At 73.0% G+C, this 2,378-nt stretch carries 3 protein-coding genes and 1 pseudogene; 3 read left to right on the top strand and 1 reads right to left on the bottom strand.

Features of this window, described 5'->3' with window-relative positions; genetic code table 11:
* Window positions 1-231: 231 nt before the first annotated feature.
* Window positions 232-669, bottom strand: a complete 438-nt coding sequence (locus tag ACYVE9_RS23270; protein WP_461029850.1) for a DUF3662 domain-containing protein — start codon at window positions 667-669, stop codon at window positions 232-234.
* 174 nt (window positions 670-843) lie between these two features.
* On the opposite strand from ACYVE9_RS23270, the gene ACYVE9_RS23265 reads away from it, so the two are divergent.
* The 3 genes and pseudogenes from ACYVE9_RS23265 to ACYVE9_RS23255 form a co-directional block, all read left to right on the top strand.
* On the top strand, window positions 844-1,176 hold the full coding sequence (locus ACYVE9_RS23265) for a hypothetical protein (RefSeq protein WP_461029849.1): 333 nt from the start codon (window positions 844-846) through the stop codon (window positions 1,174-1,176).
* A gap of 123 nt (window positions 1,177-1,299) precedes the next feature.
* On the top strand, window positions 1,300-1,752 hold the full coding sequence (locus ACYVE9_RS23260; RefSeq protein ID WP_461029848.1) for a tryptophan-rich sensory protein: 453 nt from the start codon (window positions 1,300-1,302) through the stop codon (window positions 1,750-1,752).
* 278 nt (window positions 1,753-2,030) lie between these two features.
* A pseudogene (locus ACYVE9_RS23255) lies at window positions 2,031-2,228 on the top strand (DNA topoisomerase IB); the annotation flags it as partial.
* Window positions 2,229-2,378 lie beyond the last annotated feature (150 nt).

Raw genomic sequence — 2,378 nt, 5'->3', positions numbered from 1 at the left:
CGCCCCCCCCCCGGTCCCGTCCCCACTCGTCCGCGGTAGGGTCCGTCGTGCGCAGGGGCGGCGCAGGGGAGCGAGACCGAATACCGCCTCGCTGCCCTGCGCCGCCCCTGCCTTCGACGAACCGGGGCTCTCCCGGTCTTCCCGACGGAACCGGCGCTCTCCGAAGTTCTCCGCCGCTGTCGGAGCTTCGGAGCTTCGGAGCCTCGGAGCCTTGAACCGTGACTGCCCGGGTCAGCTCCGTCCGGCTACGGCCCTGCCGGCCGTCGTCTCATGGATGCGGGTGAACGTTTCGGCACGTATGTTCTGCCGCACGATGCCGGCCACCCGGTACCGTCCGTTGCGCGCCTTGCTGCACTTGCCCACGTGCACGGTGAGCGGGCCGGCCCACTCGTAGCCCTTGTTCTCGCCGTGGCGGATCAGCACGTCGGTGAGGTCCTCGCCCAGCTCGCCTGGGTAGGCGTCCAGTTGACGGTGTGCCTCCTCGTCGAGTTCGACGTCGTAGGCGTTGGGCACCACCACCCGGCTCCCGCTGCACACCACCGCGTGCCGGTCGCACTCCTGCCGCAACGCGTCGAACAGCTCAACCGGGTCATGGCCGCGGGACACCCTCGCCCGCAACGCCGCCGTCCAGTGTTCTATCGCTTGTTCCCATCGATTCAGCGCTCCCATGCTCCCCCGTCTGCCCGACCCGCACCGCCTCAATCGCCGGCTCCGGCCGCACGGGCGGTCCCGCCGTGCGCGCCGCGCATGTCCGGCGCGGCTGCGGAAAGCCGTAACCAGAAGCCGTAACGGCACGAGCAGGGACTTCGGCGAGGAGGCAGTCATGGCGGAGGAAGAGCGACGGTGGGCACGGCGATGGTGGGCATAAGAGGGGTCGCCGAGGCGGAGGACGCCTTCCGGCGGCTGGAGAAGACCGCCGCCGGCCCGGACCGGCAGACGCAGTACAGCAGGGGAGCCCTGGCGGCCTACCTGTGGGCTCTCGGACGGGGGGACGCGGCGCCGGTCACCGCCTACACCGTGGCGGGCGCCCCGAGTATGGAGACCCTGACCGCCGAGGCGGACGCCGCCGCTGTGCAGATGGAGGACTCGACGCAGCGCAGCGTTCCCCGCGAGTACCTGCACGGGGTCCACGACGCGCTGGCCTGGGTCTGCGGACACACCGAGACCCGCCCCTGACCCGGGGCCGCCGGCCGCCGGTCGACCCGGGCCGGGAGGCCGCTCGGTGACCGGGCTCCGCGGCCACCGAGCGGGCGGACGTCCGAGCCCCGGCCTGGCCCGGCCACGCCTACACTGCCGGGCGTGCAGTGGATTCCGGCGGCGGTGACGATCGGCAGTGTGGTCCTGGCGGCTGTCCTGGGCAATCTCTGGGTGCCCAAGGACGCCCTGCGCTGGTTCCGTGAGCTGCGCCGACCGAGGTGGATGATCCCCTTCCAGGGGTTCCTGCTGGTGGGCCTGGCCTACTACGTCCTGATGGGCGTGGTGTTGTACCGGGCGTTCGACCGGGACGACGTGGCGGCGGTCGTCCTGTCGTTCGTGGTGCTGGTCGGCAACGAGGCGTGGAACGGACTCTTCTTCGGCCGCCGCAGCCCGCGTGCGGGCTTCTACGGCATGGTCGCGTTCACCGTGCCGGTGGTCGCGCTGCTGGTGACCGTCGCGGAGGACCCGCTGTCGCTGGTGCTTGTCGGCGGCTACGTCGCGTGGGTGCTCTACGACATCGCGTGGGCCCGCGCACTGTGGCGCCTCAACCCCTGACGGCCGACCCGGCACCCCGGGCCGCACACGCGCCAGGGCCCCGACGCGCGCACACCGCTCTCCTGTCGCCGTCGACGAAGGCGAAGACGGAGGCCCCGGCCCCGCCGCTGCCACCCGCGGCCAGCGGGTGGACCGCGACGCCGATCCGGTGGGTCGCAAAACGACCAAAGCGGAGGATTTCGCAGAGTGTTACGGGGTATTCGGCACCCGGAACAGCCGTGAACCGCCGCCGGAACCGGGTCGCCGGAACCGGAGCGGTGCGTGCAAGGGAGGTCCGGTTGCGCCTCCACCACAGCCGGCCGACCGACCCGGGAGACAGCCGAAAGCGCCGCGGGCGCGGCTTCGGCCACCTGGACGCGCACGGCGAGCCGCTGCGCGACCCGGCGGAGCTGGCGAGGGCCAGGGCACTGGTCATTCCGCCGGCCTGGCGCGACGTGTGGATCTGCGCCCGGCCCAACGGCCATCTGCAAGCCGTCGTTCCGCCGCGCTCCCGGCCCTCGGAGCCGACGACACGCCCGGCACACCGGCGACCCGGGGCGCCGTGGAGCGGGCGGTCCTCCGCATGCTGCGGACCGGCCGCTCACCCAGGCCGGAGTAGAGCACCCCCCGCCGCGCTCCGTGCCGGC

It is taken from the genome of Streptomyces sparsus (assembly GCF_054776295.1).
This window is presented reverse-complemented; position numbering and strand designations above follow the sequence as displayed.

Excerpts from the sequence above, each read along its gene's own strand:
- ACYVE9_RS23270 (WP_461029850.1), bottom strand. The coding sequence starts at position 669 with ATGGGAGCGCTGAATCGATGGGAACAAGCGATAGAACACTGGACGGCG.